This window comes from Tellurirhabdus rosea, from assembly GCF_026278345.1.
Taxonomy (GTDB): Bacteria; Bacteroidota; Bacteroidia; order Cytophagales; family Spirosomataceae; genus Tellurirhabdus; species Tellurirhabdus rosea.
Genome location: NZ_CP111085.1, coordinates 312,076 through 330,566 on the forward strand (window position 1 = coordinate 312,076; position 18,491 = coordinate 330,566).

At 47.5% G+C, this 18,491-nt stretch carries 14 protein-coding genes and 3 tRNA genes; 11 read left to right on the plus strand and 6 right to left on the minus strand.

What is annotated here, in order from left to right; all coding sequences use genetic code 11:
- Positions 1-150 precede the first annotated feature (150 nt).
- The 4 genes from ORG26_RS01305 (at position 151) to ORG26_RS01320 (ending at position 7,645) form a co-directional block, all read left to right on the plus strand.
- Positions 151-3,288 (plus strand): BPTD_3080 family restriction endonuclease, encoded by a 3,138-nt coding sequence (locus ORG26_RS01305; protein WP_266366639.1) that lies wholly within the window; start codon positions 151-153, stop codon positions 3,286-3,288.
- 12 nt (positions 3,289-3,300) lie between these two features.
- Positions 3,301-5,835, plus strand: coding sequence for a site-specific DNA-methyltransferase (locus ORG26_RS01310; RefSeq protein ID WP_266366641.1), 2,535 nt, complete (start codon positions 3,301-3,303; stop codon positions 5,833-5,835).
- An 89-nt stretch (positions 5,836-5,924) separates the two neighbouring features.
- Positions 5,925-6,860 carry an SIR2 family NAD-dependent protein deacylase gene (locus tag ORG26_RS01315; RefSeq protein WP_266366643.1) on the plus strand — a complete coding sequence of 312 codons (936 nt, stop codon included), beginning with the start codon at positions 5,925-5,927 and terminating at the stop codon, positions 6,858-6,860.
- The gene (locus ORG26_RS01320) at positions 6,821-7,645 is read left to right on the plus strand and encodes a hypothetical protein (protein ID WP_266366645.1); all 825 of its coding nucleotides are present in this window, start codon (positions 6,821-6,823) and stop codon (positions 7,643-7,645) included. The genes ORG26_RS01315 and ORG26_RS01320 overlap by 40 nt, the downstream gene beginning before the upstream one ends.
- A gap of 143 nt (positions 7,646-7,788) precedes the next feature.
- On the opposite strand, the gene ORG26_RS01325 is transcribed toward ORG26_RS01320, so the two are convergent.
- From ORG26_RS01325 to ORG26_RS01350, 6 genes are all read right to left on the minus strand, one after another.
- Positions 7,789-8,439, minus strand: coding sequence for a hypothetical protein (locus ORG26_RS01325; RefSeq protein ID WP_266366647.1), 651 nt, complete (start codon positions 8,437-8,439; stop codon positions 7,789-7,791).
- Positions 8,440-8,651: 212 nt separating this feature from the next.
- Positions 8,652-9,617, minus strand: coding sequence for a DNA-processing protein DprA (locus tag ORG26_RS01330; protein WP_266366649.1), 966 nt, complete (start codon positions 9,615-9,617; stop codon positions 8,652-8,654).
- On the minus strand, positions 9,614-10,792 hold the full coding sequence (locus tag ORG26_RS01335) for a phosphoribosyltransferase (protein ID WP_266366651.1): 1,179 nt from the start codon (positions 10,790-10,792) through the stop codon (positions 9,614-9,616). Before ORG26_RS01335 ends, ORG26_RS01330 begins: the two co-directional genes overlap by 4 nt.
- Before the next feature lie 494 nt (positions 10,793-11,286).
- Positions 11,287-11,360: transfer RNA gene (locus ORG26_RS01340), tRNA-Arg, on the minus strand.
- A gap of 87 nt (positions 11,361-11,447) precedes the next feature.
- Positions 11,448-11,522 (minus strand) — tRNA-Pro (locus ORG26_RS01345).
- Between the two features lie 96 nt (positions 11,523-11,618).
- Positions 11,619-11,708, minus strand: a tRNA-Ser gene (locus tag ORG26_RS01350).
- A gap of 163 nt (positions 11,709-11,871) precedes the next feature.
- On the opposite strand from ORG26_RS01350, the gene ORG26_RS01355 reads away from it, so the two are divergent.
- The 7 genes from ORG26_RS01355 to ORG26_RS01385 all read left to right on the plus strand — a co-directional run bounded on the left by ORG26_RS01355 (position 11,872) and on the right by ORG26_RS01385 (position 18,479).
- Positions 11,872-12,834, plus strand: a complete 963-nt coding sequence (locus ORG26_RS01355; protein ID WP_266366652.1) for a VWA domain-containing protein — start codon at positions 11,872-11,874, stop codon at positions 12,832-12,834.
- A gap of 37 nt (positions 12,835-12,871) precedes the next feature.
- Entirely contained in the window at positions 12,872-13,585 is a 714-nt protein-coding gene (locus tag ORG26_RS01360; protein ID WP_266366654.1) for a tetratricopeptide repeat protein, read from the plus strand.
- A gap of 34 nt (positions 13,586-13,619) precedes the next feature.
- Positions 13,620-14,795: an acetyl-CoA C-acyltransferase gene (locus ORG26_RS01365; protein ID WP_266366656.1), complete on the plus strand. Its 1,176-nt coding sequence runs from the start codon at positions 13,620-13,622 to the stop codon at positions 14,793-14,795.
- A 224-nt stretch (positions 14,796-15,019) separates the two neighbouring features.
- On the plus strand, positions 15,020-15,964 hold the full coding sequence (locus tag ORG26_RS01370; protein WP_266366658.1) for a phosphoribosylaminoimidazolesuccinocarboxamide synthase: 945 nt from the start codon (positions 15,020-15,022) through the stop codon (positions 15,962-15,964).
- A gap of 91 nt (positions 15,965-16,055) precedes the next feature.
- Positions 16,056-16,469, plus strand: coding sequence for an STAS domain-containing protein (locus ORG26_RS01375; RefSeq protein ID WP_266366660.1), 414 nt, complete (start codon positions 16,056-16,058; stop codon positions 16,467-16,469).
- Positions 16,470-16,600: 131 nt separating this feature from the next.
- Positions 16,601-17,521, plus strand: a complete 921-nt coding sequence (locus ORG26_RS01380; protein WP_266369296.1) for a ribonuclease Z — start codon at positions 16,601-16,603, stop codon at positions 17,519-17,521.
- Between the two features lie 64 nt (positions 17,522-17,585).
- On the plus strand, positions 17,586-18,479 hold the full coding sequence (locus ORG26_RS01385; RefSeq protein WP_266366662.1) for a glycosyltransferase family 2 protein: 894 nt from the start codon (positions 17,586-17,588) through the stop codon (positions 18,477-18,479).
- Positions 18,480-18,491 lie beyond the last annotated feature (12 nt).

Below are 18,491 nucleotides of genomic sequence, written 5' to 3' on the forward strand. Positions count from 1 at the left end.
CCTATTTTTCTTTTTTTTCGATTTCCGCACTCCTACCCTTAAGTCGCCCCTGACTTACAGAGGATTACAAAAACGTATGCCGATAAAAAAATTAGTCATGGCTGAAATAGCTGAATCTTTGTAGATTATGCCCCTCAAACAGTACCCGCCATGGCTCAGGACGCTAACCCTATACTTAACAACCCCTACGAAGAACCCGTGTTGCACTATGCCACCGACGCACAGGGCAATCTTAACTATGAAGACATCCGCACCGGGCGGCGCATCTTCACTCCCGATATTCAAGTGATCCCTCAAAAGCAAGGTTCACAAAAGTCCATCTTTTCCGTAAACGACTTCGAACCGCAGTACGGCGAACACCTCGTCAACCTCGTTCGTCGGGAAGTCGGCAAGTGGCGGGCCGATGGCTATCCGAACACAACCCGTGTAACGAAGGAATTACTGGACTTCTGGTTCTATAACCCCGAACGGATTGTCACTAAACGGCTGTTCTTCGCTCAGCGGGAAGCCGTTGAAACCGCCATCTGGCTGAACGAGGTAGCCGACCGTTCGAACGCTGGTACAAACATCCTAGCCCGGCTACGGGAAGCTCAGCAAACCGTATCGGAACAGGCTGAAAACCAGTTACCCCGACTTGCCTTCAAAATGGCGACCGGTACGGGGAAGACCGTTGTGATGGCGACGCTGATTCTTTACCACTTTTTCAATCGGCAGGAATACCGTAACGATAACCGATTTGCCGACAACTTCCTGTTAGTGGCTCCTGGCATCACCATTCGTGACCGGCTAGGGGTGTTATATGTCGATACCATTACGCAGAACCACAACGCCATCAACGACTACTACCGGCTTCGTGGTTTGGTTCCTGCCAAATACGAACCCCATTTGGAGGGACTAAATGCCCGCATGACCATTGTCAACTACCACCAGTTCGAGCCTCGTACCTTGCAGGGGAACAAGCGTAGTCCGATGGATGGTAAGATTGGGGCGGACGGTAAGAAACAGGAAGCCAAAGAGAACTTCAATCAGGTTTTCAAGCGTATCCTCAGCAAGTTCAAAACTGGTAGTAGGTTGCTGGTGCTGAATGATGAGGCTCACCACTGTTACCTGCCCAAGATGAAGGGTATTAAGTCAGAAGACGGCGATACGGAAGAGGAAAACGCCCGCGCTGCAGTCTGGTTTACCGGTCTGCGGGAAATTGCTCAGCGTTATCAGCTACGCCACGTCTACGACCTGTCAGCAACACCCTACTACCTTAACGGCTCCGGCTATCCCGCTTATTCATTGTTTCCCTGGGTAGCCTCTGATTTTGGCCTTATCGAAGCCATTGAAAGCGGGCTGGTAAAGATTCCTTACCTGCCGGAACGGGACAGCACCCAGGAGTTGACCATGCCGGTTCTGCGTAACCTCTACGAACACGTTCGGGACTTACTACCCAAGAAAGGACAAACCCGCCAACGGAAGGACGCCAAAAGCAACGGGAAGGTGCAAACCGACGAAAAGCCCAATCTGCCTCCACTGGTGGTTGCAGCATTGGACCAGTTTGTAGACCACTACCTCGAATACGACCACGGCCTCCGCACGATGGGTGAAGGTAGCGCTAATCTCTTCAGTGAGCCACCGGTTTTCATCGCGGTTTGTAACAATACAGGTGTCTCAAAAGAAGTTTATAAGTACATCGCCGGATACGAAACGGTAGACGAGGAAGGCAATGCGGTAGTAATTCCAGGCAAATACGACATCTTCAGCAACTATAACCCGCAAACCCGACAGCCGTACCAGAAGCCTCCTACGCTTCTCATTGACTCAGACGCCTTAGAGAACAGCAATCAGGTCAACGAGGATTTTAAGAAGGTTTTTGCCACTGAAATCCAGAAGTTTAAGAGAGAATACCGCATCCTGCACCCAGACAAGTCAGTTGAGAATATTACAGACGGTGACATCCTGCGGGAGGTGGTCAATAGCGTAGGCCGTAAAGGGGCTTTAGGTTCTCACATCCGTTGCGTAGTATCAGTATCCATGCTTACAGAAGGATGGGATGCCAATACGGTCACTCACATCATGGGTCTGCGGGCGTTTGGGTCTCAGCTTCTTTGCGAACAGGTAGCGGGACGGGCCTTACGGCGTAAATCCTATATCCTGCAAGCTTACAACCGAGAATCCGGTCAGCCTATTGCTACCAAAGATGTATTCCGTTACAAGGAAGAGAACCTCATCTGGAAGTTTCCCCCGGAGTACGCCCACATCATCGGTGTTCCCTTCAAGATGTTCAAAGGCGGCACGACGACGACCCTGCCAGAACCGACCGAGAACAAGCACATTCGGGCTATTCCTCAGCGGCAAATAGCCTACGAGATTTCTTTTCCCAACGTCATTGGTTACCGGGTGGAGGTTGAAGAAGGCGACATTAAAGCGGACTTTACTGGTCTTGGTAACTACCAGCTTGATTTTACCCGTTTTCCGGTCAGAACGGTTCTGAGCAATGCCTTTCAGGACAAGGAAGAAGCGTTGGAACTGAAGGACTTTCGCGATAACCTGCGGGACAATACGGTCATTTATAACCTGACCAAAGAACTCATCCGCTACCACTATGCCGACATCGACGGTAACCGGCAGTTCCAGAAGTTCAACAAGCTCAGGAAAGTCGTTCATGAATGGTACGAGACGAAGCTACAACTTGTAGGGGAAACAGACCCTACCCTCAAGCGACTGGTGATGTACGGCAGTTTCGACCACGGCGGCATGAAACCCATCGTAGACCATATTAACCTGGGTATCCTTTCCCAGCAAAGCGGTCGGGAGAAAATCATGCCCATTTTCAACCACTACAATAAGTTCGGCAGTACGGTTTACGTCAACGGCAATACCAGCAAGGACGTATACGACACGATTAAAAGTCACGTCAATTCAGTGGTGATGGATTCCGGTTGGGAAGGCATTGCGGCCAAAACGCTGGACGACCTGCCGCAGGTTATTAGCTACGTCAAGAACTCGTTTCTTGGCTTTCAAATCCCTTATGTAGCCGCTGACGGACGAGACCGGCAGTATTTACCCGACTTCATCATTCGATGCCGTACAGGGGCTGGAAATACGATAAACCTCATTCTGGAAGTAACCGGCATGAACAAAGAAAAAGCCGAAAAGAAGTGGTACGTCGAAAACCGCTGGTTACCTGCGGTCAATGCCGTTCGGGAACATTACGACATGGACGAGTGGCATTTCATCGAAATCGCTAACGACATCCGCACCATCAAGAATCAACTCACCGACCTAATCAATAGTCTGTAAGCCTATTCCGCCATGATTGAATCCATTAAGTATTCGCAGGACAAACGCGCCCACATTCCCAGCAAGGAAGAAGCGGGCATGGAACCTACCAGCAAAACAGAAGCCTCTTACGTGAAAAATCCGGTTACCCATCGCGGGCAAGACCCTGAATTATATTGGCTGGACAAGTACGGCAACGACGACCGTGACGAACTCCTGAAAGTGGACATTCGCAGCCTCTACCGGCACGAACACATCAGCCCTGAACTACTCATCCAGAACTTGTACAAGTTAAAGGAACAACCTAACCCGCAGCTTGACCTATTCTCGATGTTTGGTAACACCCTGCAAATGGATGAACTCGACAAGGTAGCCGACTACTATCAATATTCGGACAACTGGAAAAACCGGCTCATTCAGGGGGATAGCTTACTGGTGATGGCCTCATTACTGGAACGGGAAGGCATGGCGGGGAAAGTACAGACCATTTACTTCGACCCTCCCTATGGCATTAAATACGGCTCGAACTGGCAATTAAAGCTGAATAACCGCGACGTAAAAGACGGCTCCGACGAACATCTGACGGGTGAACCGGAAATGATTAAGGCTTTTAGGGATACATGGGAAAAAGGGATTCATTCGTACCTCAGTTATCTTCGTGATCGGCTTTTAGTTGCCAAAGAATTGCTTAGTAATTCAGGATCATGCTTTCTTCAGATTTCAGATGATAATGTACATCTAGTGAGAAGTATCATGGACGAGGTGTTCGGTAGTGAAAATTTCGTAAGCATGATTAGCTTTCAAAAGGCTGCGGGAGGGCTTAGAGCGGCGAATCGAGTTGGAAGTGTATTAGACTATATCATCTGGTATTGTAAAGACATTGATAACATAAAGTATAGACCTTTATACGAAGCGAAAGGCGATGCCGTTTCTTCTGGCTACGTTATGCTAGAGGAAAAAAACGGTAACAGAAGGGGAATGACCCAAGATGAAAAATCAGGTCTTATTCCTCTTCCACAAGGCTCTAGGCCCTTTATGACGGTTCTTATGACGAAACCTGGTCCTGGCTCTAAATTCGACGTTGAGTATAACGGCCGAATATACACATCAGGTAAAAGGTGGTGGGGAACCACAAAAGAGGGGATTCAAAATGTAATTAAAGCGAACCGTATCTCTGCAACGGAGAATAGTATAAGGTTTATCAGTTATTTTGATGACTTTCCATATAGAGCATTCTCAAATTTGTGGAGTGGACTAGGTGGAGCATCTGACCCCTTATATGTAGTGCAAACTAGTACTGAGGTAATACAACGTTGTTTATTAATGACTACAGACCCAGGTGATTTAGTTTTAGACCCAACTTGCGGTAGTGGCACTACAGCACATGTAGCGGAGAAATGGGGCCGGAGGTGGATAACAATAGATACCAGTCGAATAGCATTAAACATTGCTAAAACTCGATTAATGACCGCAACTTATCCCTTCTATCGACTTCACGATACGGAGAACAAGGATATAAGGCAAGGCTTTATTTATAAGAAAGTTTCGCACATTACACTAAAGAATATTGCCAACGACGACCCCGCTGATGAAGAAACGCTGTATGACCAACCACAACCGGACAATAAGAAGCTTCGCGTTGCAGGGCCGTTTACCGTTGAAACCTTACAGAACTTCGAACCAGCATCACCGCAGGAGTTAGACAGCGGCAGCATCACCCCGCAAGAGATAGAAGACACTACGGCATTCGAGCAACGAATCTTCGAACACCTCAAGTCGGCAGGTATTAAAAACGGCATCCGTAACGAGAATGCAGTCTTCAAGCGGGTAGAACGTAGAGGAAGTGCATTGCTTCACGCCGAAGGCTTTTATAACGACGCTGAAGGCAAAGAACGCAAAGCATACATCCACATCGGTCCTAAGTTCGGAACGGTTAGCAAGCAGGCTGTAAACGATTCTGTAAAAGAATGCCGCGCTGCTGGCGATGCCGATTGGCTTATCATTCTTGGCTTTTCGTTCGAATCCGACATCAGCAATCAGAACGTCACTACTAGCGTAGGCACATTCGAGGTAACGAAGGTCCGTATGCACGACGATTTATTGCAGGAAGGTTTAACTAAAAAAGTTAAAACAGCCGCCTCATTCGTAACCATTGGTGAACCCGACATTAACCTCCACCGGCAAGGTAACGAGGTAACCGTCGAAATCTGCGGTCTGGACATTTACGACCCGATGAAAGACGAGGTAAAGCCCCGCAACATTGCCGACATAGCTTACTGGATGGTAGATGACGACTACGACGGCAGCAACTTCATCGTGAAGCAAGTATTTTTCTGTGGAGGGAATAAAAACGAGTTTGACAAGTTCAACAAGGGCCTTAACGACCTGACCAAGCAAGGCACGAAAAAAAAGGCTGAGAAGACGCTAAAAATCGAACTGGACGATGACGCTTGGGACCGGCTTTACGGTCATACATCGCATCCAATTCCTTTAAAACAAGGTAAGAAAATTGCAGTACGGGTAATTAGCCAGTTTGGAGAAGAGAGTACTAAAGTTTTGTTACTTTAAAATGTATATTATTAAGCTAATTTAGCTTAATACAAAAGCAGTAGCTCTATCTATTTGTTTGTAAATTTCATATAAATAATTATACATTTATGCCAAATGATTTAGAAAGAAGGCCGATTAATGTTGCTCCCTATCAAAAAAAAGATGAGCCCCCTGATGAAAATTTTGACAATCTCCTACATAACTGGAATGATTTGAAAGATGATATAATCCTTTTTTTTGGTGCTGGAGCATCAGTTGGTGCCATAAATGAAAGTGGAGAACCCATGCCGGGCGCATATGAACTTCGAAACCAAATTTGGTCGAGATTTATATTGAGTGAATCTGAAAGAAAGGACTTTGATTATTCTAACCTAGCCCTTATGTCGTTGGAACATGTATCTACGTTGGCGGAAATTAAATCCAGTCGCATTCTTCTTGAGCGTTATCTATCTAACAAATTTGCTATAACTAAACCTCTTTGGCAGCATGGAATGATTCCCTTTTTAAAACCTAGTTCAATATTTACTACAAACTATGATAATCTTATCGAGCTAGGCTACGCTGCCACAGGCATGGCGCATAAAATATTACCAGTATTCAATAACTCAACTAGTATTAACCCTAATAAAACTCCACTATATAAACCGCATGGTTCAATTAATCATCCACATTCAAAAGTATCAGAAGGAGGATACGTTATAACACAATTCGATTATTATGAAATAATGCAAACAAGGAGATTAATGCTTGAAAAGTTCATGTCAAATTTCCATGAGAAGTGCGTAATATTCATTGGGTATAGCTTACTTGATTTTGATATTTCTTCTATACTTTATAACTTAAATCAGGGAGTAAATGGGCAGTCATGGTATGCAATTTTTCCTAGAAACGATTCTGATGTAAGAAACATGATGCGTGACAAATTTGGTATAAGGCAAATCAACAGAACATTCTTTAACTTTATACTAGAGCTAGACCAAAAGGTTAACTTTATACCAAATGAATGGAAATTCAAGAACTACAACAAAACGTTATTTCAATAAAAATGTTAAAGAATAAGAACCTTTGGATGAACAATGATGAATACCTTCAAAGCGTCATCAGAAGTCATTATGTAACACCCATTTCGCTAAACGATTCAAGATTATACAGCTTGACGTTTTTACTTAAATTCTGGGCAGGTGACAATCTCAATCAATTAAAACTATCGGGCTCATCTGCTAAAGATCTAGTCGTAAGCGGAAATGCAGATATTGATATTTTTGTCTCTTTAAAATCTTCTACAAGTACCACACTGAAAGACCTATATGCTTCGTTAGAAGCTATGCTTAAAAGCAAAGGGTATTCAACCGAAAGGCATACCGTTGCAATTCAAACAAAAGTTGGTTCATTAAAGGTTGATATCGTTCCTGGAAAAATACAACAAGGTTATAAAAACTATCATAGTCTTTATAATAATTACAGTGACACTTGGCTTCAAACTAATATTGATGAGCATATAAACAGAATAAAAAGCTGCGGAAGAATTAACGAGATTCGGGCATTAAAAATATGGAGTAAAATAAATTTCCTCAAATTTCCCTCAATCTATTTAGAACTTGTTGTAATTGATGCTTTATACAATAGAAAAACAAATCAACTGGCTAATAATCTAAAAACTATATTTGAATACCTCGAGCGTGATTTCATGAATAAGCAGATTGCGGATCCAAGTAATACAAATAATATTATTTCTAATTATTCTTTAAAAAAGTACCAAAAAGAGGAAATAGCAAAAGCAGCAAGTGTATCTTTGAGTAAAATTTATTGGAACGATGTAATTTGGTGAATTGAAGCATATTCTAATTTATTAATATTTTGCACTCTCCATATTTACATCATTACTTTTTTTACAACACGGAGATACAGCTACAACTATATTTACAACAATTGTTATTATAAAATATAAATCCCCATGAACTTCATAGGTTTTCACAAAAATTTTGGAGGTTTTTCTTTAAGTTTCTTTCTGAAAAAATTCCTATTGCGTTCAATCTTAGTTGTATCACTTGTCGAATCTCTTTTGCTTGATCCCATGCGTGAAGAATCTTGCGACTGCTGAGGGATAATTACTACTTTTGTTGGTTCACCTTTTTTTTGCAATTGAAATGAAGAATCTTGAATAGCTAAAGCTGCTTTAGCAATTACAGTTGACTCGCGTGAAAAAAATAAACCAGATAAGGCAATTATAAGCGTGGCAATGCCATTAGAAACTAAAAATAATCCTAATACAATATCTTTCCACTTGTTTCGTCTATCTAATATATACTTCCTCTTATATCCTCCATTAGTTAAGAAAGATACTCCACGAGATGTTATCTCATATTCTCGATTATCTGAATACTGACCGCTTGGAAGCGACGGGTCTTCTATGTTTTCGTTCACAACTTTTATATAGGCATCATTCCCAATATCATCTAAAATGACCCACATGTCTTGATACCCTTTAACAACATCGGAATATGGATTATTCAAAAAAGTTGTAAGACGAAATACGGTTGATTCTAAATTTCTTTTGAATAAGGAATTATCTTTCAACCTTCCTAGAATAGCGTCTTTAAGTTTTGCTTCTCTACTTTTCATATTTTACAAAATATTATCCTACTAATCTCATGTTTCATGTTGGCAGGGTAAATTACTCTATAATGGTACTAGCCTTAGAAATCTTTATTGAGCTGAAATTCATCTAGGCAGGTTTTAACGATCAAATTATTTGTAAGAAGGAGGCATTACAAGTTATTAATTGTAGCATTGCAATGTGTCTTTACTTTACAGCAAATTTGGTTAAAATATTGCTACAAATCAAACAAAGTTAATTGAATGCCGGTATCTAAGCTTCTATCGTCTGGCTTAAAATGACCCTCGATTATTTCTATAAACTGTTCCATATTTTGAGCGATCATTACATTGTCTCGTCTATTGTTCTCATTTAGATTAATTAGATACTCAATACCTTCATATTGTGGTAATTTTGTTAAAACCTTTGAAGGCTTTAACAAAATTATTTTTTTATTTTGATATTTAGCAAAATTCACCGTATGCATTGTACCGCTTTTTATTGTCATTTCAATTGGTATAACTATTTCCGAAAGTGCAGCTTGTATTCTGTTACGCTCTACAAAACTTTTCTTACCTCTATTAATGTTAAAAGCTAACTCTGAGATAAGTGCTCCGCCTCCATCTAATATTTCATTAGCCAATTTAATATTATCTTTCGGATAAATAGTATCTAAAGAGTTTGGCATAACTGCAATAGTATAGCCATATTGGTCTATTGAATTCTTATGAGCTATTGCGTCAATCCCTAAAGCTAGCCCTGATACAACGCCAACACCATTGTGAGTTAAGGATCTAACTATTTTACTTGTAATTCTTTCAGCATGCTGAGAAATATCGCGAGTCCCAACAACAGCTACTAATGGCCGTCTATTAAGCTTTCCTTTAATAAAAAGTAGTGGCGGCTTATCTTTTATATCATACAAGCTTTTAGGATATTGGCTTGACGTATAAGGTAGCATTTTTATTTCTAAGTAGCGGCAATACTGAATTGCAAACTCAGCATCATTCTTAGCTTTATTGTAAAGCTTATTAAAAGAAGACCTATTACTCAAATATCCTTTAAGCGAAGTAACTCTTTCATCAAGGAAATCAGCTTCTTTTGTTAAATCCCCTTTGCTTAACAAATAATAAATATCTGCGATATTATACCCTGTAAGGTATGTATAAAATAGTATGTCATAAATTTCATCCAATTCGTTCATACTAATCCACTGAGTGAGTCTACAAATACTTTTGTTGATGTGTTATTTAACGCATAATCTTGCCTACGTTTCACCGACTCTCTAAAAAATTCATATTTACCAAAAACATCACCCAATATTTTATAACTATATTGGTAATATTCTAATCCAAATTTTCCTAAAGCCACAAAAATTAACTTCTTCACTCCCGCCGCTTCAAGTAGTGCTCTTGCTGTCTCACAAGATGTCCCATAAGTTGTGTAGTCATCGATAATGCATACAGTTGCTCCTCTCAATTGTTCCCTATAATTTGGATTTATGCGTATTGTTTTGAATTGTTCATCACATCCATCCGAAACCCTTTTTTGACTGCCAAGTTTGTGCCTTTGATAAGTGGGCTCAATTCTCTCTAAGATTGGAGGTTGCATTCTATTTGCTCTTACATCAGGCTTACCTTTATACATCTTTCTTATATACTCTTTAAATGCTTCTAGAGAGTCATTGACATCTAGTCCTGACGAAGGATAAATACCCCAAAAATCAATTTGCCTAAAATCATTCACCGTTTGCGGCGAGAAGCTGCTAATCAGAAAATAAACAAGGAACAGGCTAAAATTGGTAGTATTTCCTTGCTTTAAACAATCCTGAAATGCAAGGTTCATTTTCTCCAAATTTTTTGAAGTATAATAAGTGTTAGCATTAGTTAAGCTGTAAATAGTAGTAACGCGAGATACCACAAGCTTGTAAAACCAGGGGCGGTTTATCTTCTGATTTATGTTGAAGAATAGGTTTAAATTATCTATAACTCTTATAGGGATTCCATATGATAAAACTTTTTGTTGGTCCCTTGCACCTTTATAAGCATACAGTGCAGAAAGCAATAAAACTCGGTTATTAACGGCTAAATAGAAGTCCATATCTTTAGCTCCTAATAAAATTACGTCTCCAATTGTAAATGAATTATACTGCTTTAGAATAGAATTTATAAGCGACGTAGTCCTTTCTTCTCTTGGACTTAAAAAAATTTCAAATCCATCAGGAACAGCATAAAGTTTATCAGGATTCGATGAGACAACGATAACTAGATTTCCATCCTTTGAACTACGGAAATTTTGCAAAGCTTCAATAATTCCATCATAAGGAGACATTGTACTACTATTGATTATTGCTTCTACGCTAGTAATAAGTAAATTCATTATAATGATTGGGCTTAATTGTCTGTACCTGGTTACTTTATACGCATAAATCAATGAAAAATATACTTCTTTTGCAAAAAAAAGCCTGTAATCACCTAAAGAGTGTTACAGGCAAAGGTGCGATTGAATTGTGTTAATGACCTTGTCTACATAACACTCTCTCAACTATGGGCATTTCCGGATGGTCATTGACAACTATACGCACATACTTCTGCGCTCTTCAAGTGTAGCCACACTCAACAGATGCATAAGTAAGCTCCGTTATTGCATTAAAGTAGAAATTTGGGCTAGTAACTCAGAAAGTAGGCTCTTAAGTTAGTTAATAGCTCCCTTACATCTACCTAAAGCTCTTGATTATGCAGCCTCAAGAACATTGCTTTTAAAATTTAAAAAGACATGTTTTGGGAAAAGAATTAATAGATATGCAAACTATGGTGCAAACTAATACAAAAAAAGCACTTAACATACGATGCTAAGTGCCTGACTTTCAACAGCGATCCCGTTTGGATTCGAACCAAAGACCGTCTGCTTAGAAGGCAGATGCTCTATCCAACTGAGCTACGGGACCAAAAGTAGTTAAGAGTTATGAGTTAAAAGTTATGAGTTGCTTCTTTTCAATTCATAACTTTTAACTCATAACTCTTAACTGTGTTTGTCGGGGTGGCAGGATTCGAACCTGCGACCACCTGGTCCCAAACCAGGTACGCTAACCGGACTGCGCTACACCCCGAAAATAAAAAAAGTTTACAGTCTAAAGTTTAGAGTTTACTAGCCAACTTTAAACGTTAAACTATAAACCGAAGCGGCGAACCGCTCATACTTTAACTGGCGGAGAGAGCGGGATTCGAACCCGCGGTACCCTTGCGGGTACGGCAGTTTAGCAAACTGCTGGTTTCAGCCACTCACCCATCTCTCCGTGGGCCGGCCTGCTTTCGCATTTCGTTCCGCAAATATAGAGCATTAAAACACATTCCACCAAACATTCCTGCCGAAAATCTTTTATTTTGGGCTAATTTCGCATTTCTGCTGGTTTCCACCGACCTCATTTCCGCCCGTTACCCAACGGCATAATTACCTGTATGAACTGGAATTACGGATTGACTTACGCCGAGTTTGCCTTTATCGCCGCCTTCCTGATTCTGTACGCTATTTTTTTTCTGCGGACGTTTCGGGCGGCCCGTCTGCTGGGCACCACGGCCTGGGCCGTCATTCCCAAATTCTTCCTGCGGGCCGGTTATTTCTCGATGCTCCTGATTGCCCTCCTCGGCCCCGCTTTCGGAGAAGCCGAACGGGAACTGGTGGCCGAAGGAAAGGACATTTTCCTGATCGTGGACCTTTCCCGGTCGATGGACGCGGCCGATGTGGCCCCCTCCCGGCTCGAAAAAGTCAAGTTTGAACTCGACCGGCTCATCAAAGCCCTTTCGGGGAACCGCTTCGGCCTGCTGGTCGTCTCGACCGAAGCGTACGTCCACGCGCCGCTGACCTCCGACCAGGCGGCGCTCAGCACCTTCATCCGTTCGCTTTCCACCAGCCTGATGCCCGAGTCGGGTACCAACCTCTGCGCCGCCGTAACGGTAGCGTTGCAGAAACATCTGCAAAACAAAACGTCCGATAATCAGACAAAAGTCATTGTCCTGCTCACCGACGGCGAAGATTTTGGCTCCTGCGAACGCTCGCTGCTGAACCGCATCCGGGCGTACGGCATTTCGCTGTTTGTGGTGGGCGTGGGCACCGAAACCGGCAGCACCATTCCGGCCGGGAAAAGCATCGTCCGCGATGCCGACGGACGGGCGGTTCGCTCCCGGCTCAACCGCGACCTGCTGCGGCGGCTCAGCCAGGACGCCAACGGCTCCTACCTCGAAATCACCTCTGCCTCCGGCGACCTGACCGCCCTCGCTTCGGCCATCTCCGGACTCGAAAACCGGCTCATCGACCAGCGGAAAATCCGGGTCACTTCCAACAAATACTATTATTTTCTGGCCGTTGCCCTAATTTTAATCGCCGTTGACCTGTTGGTGAGCGTCCGAACGTTTAAGTTATAATCGGAGTTTTTACATTTAGAGCGTATTTCATCGCGGCATGACTTATCTGATACTGTCTTTTCTTTTGTGGCTCTCGGACAACCGATCGGTGGCGCAGGTCTCTCAGAAAAACACGGCCCGGCTGGAAGCGTTCAAAGCGTATCAGGCAGGCAATTACCAGCGGGCCGCCGATCAGTATTCGCTGCTGCTTCGGTCGTCGCTGTTCGTGGAACCCACGGCCCGGCTGAACCTGGGGCATTCGTATTTCCAGCTTCGGAGGTACCCGGATGCCCAGCGGTATTACCAGCAGGTAGCCCAGGTCCGGCAGCCCGAACTGGCGGCCCAGGCCATGCTCCAGCTGGGCGTGATCGCCTGTCTGAAAGGAGACACCCTGACCGCCCTCCGGCAGTATCGGCAGGCCCTCCAGATGCAGCCGGATTTGCCCGAAGCGCAGTTTAATTACGAGTTCATCAGCAAGCGCTTCTCGGGGCGGGTTCCCCGCTCGAAAGCGCCGAAAAAAGAAATACAGAAACAGGCCGCCGCTTCGAATGAAGCGGACGTGCAGCCCGGACAGCCTAACGCCGGCCGGGAAGTCGAACAGAACGACCGGCGGACAGACCTCCTCCGGCGCCTTCGGTCGCTGAACCTGACGGAGGCGCAGGTTCTGCAGTTGCTGAATTCGATGGAGGACACCGAAGTGCAGTACATCCAACAGCGTAAGCCCTCGTCACTGGCTTCCAAAGAAGCCCGGAAGGCCTACCGAACCTGGTAATTTCATCAACAAACCACATAGAGTTCACCTGATTATGAATGAAGTAGTCATTGTCTCCGCCGTGCGGACGCCCCTGGGCAGTTTTGGCGGCATTCTGTCGCCCCTGTCGGCCACCGAACTTGGAGCCAAAGCCATTGAAGCGGCCCTGCAACGGGCGGGCATTGAGGCCTCCCAGGTCGAAGAAGTCATTATGGGCAACGTGGTCTCGGCCAATCTGGGCCAGGCTCCGGCCCGTCAGGCGGCGCTCAAAGCCGGACTGCCGGCCACAGCCCGCTGTACCACCGTCAACAAAGTGTGCGCTTCGGGGACGAAGGCCATCATGATGGCGGCCCAGACCATCCAGCTCGGCCAGGCCGACATCATCGTGGCGGGCGGCATGGAAAGCATGTCCAACATCCCGTACTATGTGCCCAAAGCCCGTTTCGGGTACAAATACGGCAATGCCGAACTCATCGACGGCCTCGCCCGCGATGGCCTGACCGACGTTTACGACCAGTGCGCCATGGGTGTTTTTGCCGACGGCATCGCCAAAAAATACGGCATCAGCCGTGAGGAACAGGACGCCTACGCCGTTCGCTCCTACGAACGTTCAGCCCAGTCGACGGAGAACGGCCGGTTTAAGGCCGAGATCGTGCCGCTGGAGGTGCCGGGCCGCAAAGGGGCGGTTACCGTCTCGGAAGATGAGGAATTTAAAAATGTGATTTTCGATAAGATTCCGTCCCTGAAACCGGCCTTTACGAAAGAAGGCACCGTGACGGCGGCCAACTCCTCGACCATCAACGATGGCGCTTCGGCCCTGGTGGTGATGAGCCTGCGCAAGGCCGAGGAACTGGGCCTGAAACCGCTGGCCCGGATTCTGGGCTATGCCGATGCCGAACAGGAACCGGCCCTGTTTCCGACGACGCCCGTTCTGGCCGTTCCGGCGGCGCTGAAACGGGCAGGCATCCGGGCCCACGACGTCGATTATTACGAGGTCAATGAGGCGTTTTCGGTGGTTCCGCTGGCATTCAGCAAACTGCTGGACGTGCCGCAGGAGAAACTGAACGTGTACGGCGGGGCCGTTTCCATCGGGCATCCGCTGGGCGCTTCCGGAGCCCGGATCGTCACGACGCTGACCAACATTCTGCACCAGAATGGCGGCACCGTCGGGGCGGTCGGCATCTGCAACGGCGGCGGCGGGGCCTCGGCGCTGGTGATCGAGAAAATGTAATTCCGGTTCAGCACCGAAAAAGGACTTGTCGGCGGGTTTGTCGGCAGGTCCTTTTTTATTGCCCACCGCCATGATGGCCCGGTCTTTCCCGTCTGCCCGCACCAAAACCTTGTTGAAACATTTTGCGAAACGGCCCGAAACCGTTTGTTTCGCGCTAGATTTCCGAAAAAGGTCAGAACGGCCACCTCCAACCGGGCTTCTCCGGGAACGCGGACAACGATAATATGAATAGTTTACAGGAAACCCATTTCCAGTTTGAAGGACAGACCGGTTACTACCGGGGCAAGGTGCGGGATGTGTACAGCTTCCCCGACCGGCTCGTCATGGTGGCCTCCGACCGCATCTCGGCCTTCGACGTGGTGCTGCCGCGCCCGATTCCCTACAAAGGGCAGGTGCTGAACCAGACCGCCGCGCATTTTCTGAAAGCCACCGCCGACATCGTCCCGAACTGGCTCCTGGCGACGCCGGACCCGAACGTCAGCGTCGGCCTCAAATGCGAAACGTACCCGGTCGAGATGGTCGTGCGGGGCTATCTGGCGGGCCACGCCTGGCGGACTTACCGCTCGGGCCTGCGGACGCTCTGCGGCGTGGCCCTGCCCGATGGGCTGAACGAAAACGACCGTCTGCCGGAACCGATCATCACGCCCACGACCAAAGCCCACGAAGGCCACGACGAGGACATTTCCCGCGAGGAGATTCTGGCGAAAGGACTGGTTTCGGAAGCCGAATACGGGCAACTGGAGGCGTACGCCCTGGCGCTGTTCCGCCGCGGAACCGCAATGGCCGCCGAACGGGGCCTGATTCTGGTCGATACCAAATACGAATTCGGCCGGTACAACGGGCAGGTCTACCTCATCGACGAAGTCCACACGCCGGATTCGTCCCGGTACTTCTACGCCGAGGGCTACGAGGCCCGGCAGCAGGCCGGTGAGGCACAAAAACAATTGTCCAAGGAGTTTGTTAGAGAATGGCTTATTGCCAATAATTTCCAGGGCAAAGAGGGCCAGGTCGTGCCGGAGATGACGGACGAGTGGATTACCCAGATTTCTGAACGGTACATCGAACTCTACGAAACCGTCACGGGTCAGCCTTTTCAGCGCGCCCAGACAGACCATATTCTGCAACGAATCGAAACCAACATTCGCCAGTCGCTGGCGGTTATTTATTAATTGAATGACGGAATGACTGAATGACTGATTGGAACAGAGCTAATCATTCATTCAGTCATTCAATCATTCAGTCATTCAACATTAAACTTATATGAATCATACGATTGAACGAAACGACCAGTACGCGCTGATTAAACTTCAGGAAGAAGCTTTTGGCGGCGAGGTGCCTTCGAGTTTTGAGGTGGTCGCCCGCAGCCTGTTCCGGGAAGGCTTCAGCAACCTGATTGTGGACATCAACAGCGTGGACAGCGTCGATCAGAACGGCACCAGCGTCCTGCGCAAGATCAACCGCCAGAGCTCCAACGAACTCGGCATCATGATTCTGGTTACCAAAAAAGATACCATTACCGATTTTCTGGAAGGTTCCATTCAGGACATTACCATGCTGCCCACGGTTGAGGAAGCCATCGACGCCGTGTTTATGCACGATCTGGAAAATAACTTCCGCAACGAGGACGACGACGAATACGACGAGTTCGACGGCAGCACCACCACGGAACCCTAACCGTACCTTCGGGCTTCAGCCCGTGAGAAAAACGGCTTCGTGAAAGAACCACACGGCCCCGGCCCTTGAACAAAGACCACGGACTCAACTTCGTGAGAAAAAAAGCATGGGCTGACGCCCGTGGATACATGATGAATTTCAACCTGACAATTCTGGGAAGCGGCTCGGCGACCCCTTTGCTGGGGCGCCACCCGACCGCTCAACTGCTTGAAATCGAAAGCGATTATTTTCTGATCGATTGCGGCGAAGGTACGCAGTACCGGCTCATGGAACAGAAAATCCGCCCCGGCAGGTTGCGTTACATCTTCATCAGTCACCTCCACGGCGATCATTATTTCGGGCTCGTCCCGCTGCTGTCGAGCCTGAATCTGGCCGGCCGGCAGGACGAGCTTCACCTCTTCGGCCCGGCGGGCCTGCTGGAAATCATGACGGTGCAGTTTCGCTATTCCGACACCCGGATCGGTTTTCCGCTGCATTTTCACCCCGTTGACCCGACGGCCCCGGCCACCGTTCTGGACCTGCCGTCGCTGACCGTGGAGTCCATTCCGCTCCAGCACCGCATCGACTGTACGGGCTACCTGTTCCGCGAAAAGGCCCGGAAGCGAAAGCTCATCCGCGAAAAACTGCCCGCCGATGTGCCGGTGGATTACCTGCGGCAGCTCAAAGACGGGCACGACATCCTCGACGCCCAGGGGCGCGTGCTGTTCCGGATGGACGATTACACTGTTCCGGCCCCGCCGCCCCGCTCCTACGCCTTCTGCTCGGACACCCGGTTTACCGAAACGATTATCGACCAGCTGCGCGGCATCGACCTGCTGTATCACGAAGCTACGTTTCTCGAAGACATGGCAGTTCGGGCGGCGGAGGTCTTCCATTCCACCGCGCGGCAGGCCGCTGCCATTGCCGCCAAAGCCGGGGTGGGCCGCCTGCTGATCGGACACTTTTCCTCCCGCTACAAACAGACAGACGCCTTTCTGACCGAAGCCCGGACGGTTTTTGCCCAGACCTATCTGGCCCAGGAAGGGCAAACCATAACGGTCAAAGAAACGTAACGGCAAATTTTCATATATTTGCACGATGCGGCCCCTGCGGCCTTTGTACTCGCTGTCAATCACCGTGCATTCACTCGCCGTCGTTATCCCGACTTTCAACCGGAAAACCTACCTACGGACGCTTCTGGACCAGCTGCTCCGGCAGGAAGGCAGTGACTTCCGCCTGTCGGTGGTGGTCGTGGTGGACGGGTCTACCGACGGAACGGACGAACTGCTCCGGACCGAGTTCCCGGCGGTGCATGTCGTGCCGGGAACGGGGCAATGGTGGTTCACCCGCTGCGTGAACGAAGGCATTCGCTTCGCCCGTCAGCACCTTTCGGTGGACCAGATTCTGGTCATGAACGATGATTCGGAACTGGACACGTCGTATGTTTCTACCCTGCTGCGCTGTTACCGGGAAGCGGGTCCGCGGTCCGTTCTGGGCAGTCTGTCCGTCACCCGGGACGCTCCGGCACGGGTGACGTTTTCGGGCAATCCGCGGACGCTGCGGTGGCTGATGAAACAGGACCCGTACGTGCCCTTCATGACCCCCTACCGCCCGGCGCAGTTTACGGGCCTGCACCCGACCCAGACCCTGAACGGCCGCGGCATGCTCCTGCCGGTTGCGGTGCTGGATGAAATCGGTCTTTTCGACGAACGACGCTTTCCGCAGTACGGCTCCGACGACGACATGGCCCTGCGCGCCGTGACCGCCGGTATTCCTACCTACGTCGCCTGGGAAGCCGTGGTTTACGACCATACCGGCATGACTTCGGCCGGAACGGTTTACCTGAGGCCGCCGCTGAAGACGTTTCTGAAAAGTTTCTTCAATCCCTACTCGGTCAATTCCCTGACCAAAACGTTTCATTTTTACCGCAAACACGGTCTGCCGCTGCTGTGGCCGGTCGGCTTTGCGCTGAGTCTGGTGGCAACCGTCCGGGCCTACGCCTGGAAATACCGCCGCCAGCAACCGAACTGATTCTGCCTCCTC